The following is a 3,052-nucleotide window of genomic DNA, read 5'->3' on the forward strand; positions in this document are numbered from 1 at the left end:
GCGGCGACCGTGCTCAATTCCGCCGGTGACGGTGCTCAATTTGCCCGGTCGAGGTGCTCAATCTCGGGCGGAATACTCAAAACCGTGGACGGCTAGCCCCAATTGCGGCTAGCCATCCACGGTTTTTCTTTCTGTTGAATAATATAGCCAATCCCGTTATAATAAAGAAAATACTTGTATTGTCAGGAGGGGCTTTGATATGAAAATTGCCGTAAGTCAACAGCTTTTGGATGCATATGCAAGCTCTGGTAAGAACCCCAACTATGCGCTGACCTTCCTTTTGAACAGCCTCGACATTAATAGTGCTTCTGATTGTATGGCACTCAGTGGAAGTTTTGTATTCGAGGGGGCAAAAATCGAACTCGATCTTGATGCGAAGAACGCCCAGGCAGTACAGATGATTTTTGGTTCTGCCGATGCACCTCTTGTGGAAAAACTTCTGTGGGTTGCTATACTTTTCCCGGAGATGTGATATGGCTGACTTGGATTTGACATATCAGCAGGCACTGCAAAATGTTGAACACTCCATAATGATTGCGATGGAGAACGCCGAGGTCCCTCCCTCATTCAGTTTTGATTCTGTAGTGCGAAGCGAAGCCACCCTCGATGCATGGGACTACTGTTATGCTATAGCCATTGGTTTGGCGGGAGTATTTATTGCCACAAATGATGCCTTTGCTAAATACCTTGAACAAATCCACAAAGCGGCAAGTGGCGCTAGTGGCGAGTATGATGTCTTCCAGGCGTTTCTGGGCAAGGCGCTTCACCATGAGGGAGACTATATTGACGCAATGGCCATGCCGTTCAAAAACAGAAATGGTGGCAATGCGTATCCCATTTTTCACCGTCTCCTGTGGGGGCATGATATTCTCTCCACAAATGTAGATAACCCCTTTGTTCTGATGTTTAATCAGAAGGGCCTGTCTGGCATTCTCCAAGCCGTTCAGCATCTTCTTGCCGACACTGCATCAAAGCAAGGATTGCCCCTTCCGGGAAGCTCTTTCTTGGATATTGCGGATGAGAACAACAAAACCTCCAATTACTTAATCAAGGTAGCACAGCAACTGTCTGAGGAGAGCATCGGCCTTAAAAGTAATGCCCAAGAGATATATGCTCACATGATGACGATTCGTGCTCAGGATATTTCGGCAGGAGTGGTTGTCAAACTCATGTCCGAACTGTACTTCAAGCTTCGGAGAATAGAGGATGAAATTCGTTGTGCTGAAATCCGTCTTATAGCTTATACCGTAAACTTTGTCGGTGAGGCTGTGGTAGGAAGCATGCGCCAGAATGGTGTGCCCTACATAAATATTCCCTTGGCTTCTGCAATGGCGGCATCCTTCGCAAGGTTCTGTTATTTGAACAGCAAGGAAATCCGGCAGTTGTCAAAGGCCACCGCTACCGTTCATGTCCAGGTGGATTGCCTGGAAGCACGACAGACTTTGCTGGCCAACTTGTGTCCCACCAAGCAGACCGCAGCGGCGATCATTGAGGCCGACCGAAAGACTGACTCAAATATTGATGAGCTACTAGACTTCTTCAGAGGGGAAGAAATATGAAGCATCTAAAAGAAATAATCTGTGGTTACATACTTGCAGTGGTTAGCCTGTTCGCTGGGTTTATGTTGAGGCAGCCCCAAGTGAACAAGCTGAAAAAGCAGGTTAAAACACTGGTCGCTGACAACGGTCGGCTGATTAGACTGAATGAAACTATCCAGAATGATTTTTCTGAATTACTACTCCAGGTAAAGGCGCAACGTGCACTCTCCTTCGGGAAAAAGAAGGTAAAAGAAAGCCTCGCCGAGAATGTCGTACTTCAGTATTCTCTTTCCGATTATTTGACCATTCTCCTGAAGTACATCAGGGCTGGCGAGAAGCTGTCCGAAGATGAACTGCGCTTCCTGAACGCCTTTGAGAAAGTGGTCAACGGAGACAGTCTCTCAACCAGAGACAAGAAAACCATCAAAGACTTCACCATCGGTCTTCACGAGAAGGAGATTAAACAGCAGGTGCCATGCGATTGTGAGCACCTCTTGGCGGAACTAAAATATATAACAGTTTAAAAATGGAAGCTGCAAGCTAAGCCTGGGAATGGTTTCACTTGCGGCTTCTCTTTATTAGTTTTCAAAAATATTGCGTCAAAGCTTTGTTGCGAGGATGATGACGATGATCTTCGAGTATACAACACGCCCGAGTGCGAATCTCAAAGAGACAATTCGGGAAATCCGTGGTTCAAAGGACCGCGATGCAGAAACCTATGACAGCAGCACCCTTTGCGAGCGCGTCCTTCACCGATTCAAAATCACGACTCACGATTGGCGGAATCTCTTGAACCACTTTATCATGGACGAAACAAAGGACTACAGCTTTACCCCTCCCGATCGCAGGCTGCAGGATCTGGACTTCTTTCTGCCGGATTACAACGAGTCTGAAACGCCCAGGCTCAATGTTTTGTTCATGGTTGATATCTCTGCCTCTTTGAAAGATCAGGAAGTGGCCATGGCCGCCGCAGAGATCTGCGCGGCTATTGAGCAGTTCGGCGGGATGCTTAGCGGCTCTATCGGTTTCTTTGATTCGGAAGTCCGTCGGGTAGTTCCCATTACCAGCGTGGAAAACCTGCTGCGGATGACACCACATAGCGGAGGCGGGACAAGTTTCCAGTGCATTTTTGATTATGTTCGGGAACATATGTCTGACAATGTTCCTTCCGAAATTGTCATTATGACAGATGGGAAAAGCGATTTCCCGGAATATGAAGCCTCATCCGGCATACCAGTGCTCTGGCTGCTCACCAATAACCGTGTTCGAATCCCTTGGGGGCAGGCGGCATACTTTCGGAAATAGAAAGATATCTTTGTGTGAGGATGATGGCAACAAATCATATGCCGGCCTGTCCTTTTCGATGGCAGCCAAAAGACTTGTAGTTATGTGGCATCTAAGCCACCTGGTTTTCAAATAGAAATCCATATGTTATTGCAAATTTCGCCCGAACGGTGTGAGGATTTCGTTTCGGACGGTGTGAGTATTTCGGTTTAAGCGGTGCGGCTGTTTCG

4 protein-coding genes are annotated in these 3,052 nt (G+C 47.3%); all 4 read left to right on the forward strand.

Translation table 11 applies throughout. The features are described from left to right. Positions 1 to 199 precede the first annotated feature (199 nt). The 4 genes from JQM68_RS13415 to JQM68_RS13430 all read left to right on the forward strand — a co-directional run bounded on the left by JQM68_RS13415 (position 200) and on the right by JQM68_RS13430 (position 2,843). Positions 200 to 472 (forward strand): hypothetical protein, encoded by a 273-nt coding sequence (locus JQM68_RS13415; RefSeq protein ID WP_235223524.1) that lies wholly within the window; start codon positions 200 to 202, stop codon positions 470 to 472. A 1-nt stretch (position 473) separates the two neighbouring features. Next, positions 474 to 1,559, forward strand: a complete 1,086-nt coding sequence (locus JQM68_RS13420; protein WP_235223525.1) for a hypothetical protein — start codon at positions 474 to 476, stop codon at positions 1,557 to 1,559. Next, complete coding sequence (locus JQM68_RS13425; protein WP_235223526.1) at positions 1,556 to 2,062, forward strand: hypothetical protein; 507 nt, start codon at positions 1,556 to 1,558, stop codon at positions 2,060 to 2,062. Before JQM68_RS13420 ends, JQM68_RS13425 begins: the two co-directional genes overlap by 4 nt. A gap of 103 nt (positions 2,063 to 2,165) precedes the next feature. After that, on the forward strand, positions 2,166 to 2,843 hold the full coding sequence (locus JQM68_RS13430; RefSeq protein WP_235223527.1) for a VWA-like domain-containing protein: 678 nt from the start codon (positions 2,166 to 2,168) through the stop codon (positions 2,841 to 2,843). Positions 2,844 to 3,052: the final 209 nt, after the last annotated feature.

The sequence above is a fragment of the Oscillibacter valericigenes genome, from assembly GCF_021531435.1.
GTDB lineage: Bacteria > Bacillota > Clostridia > Oscillospirales > Oscillospiraceae > Oscillibacter > Oscillibacter valericigenes_B.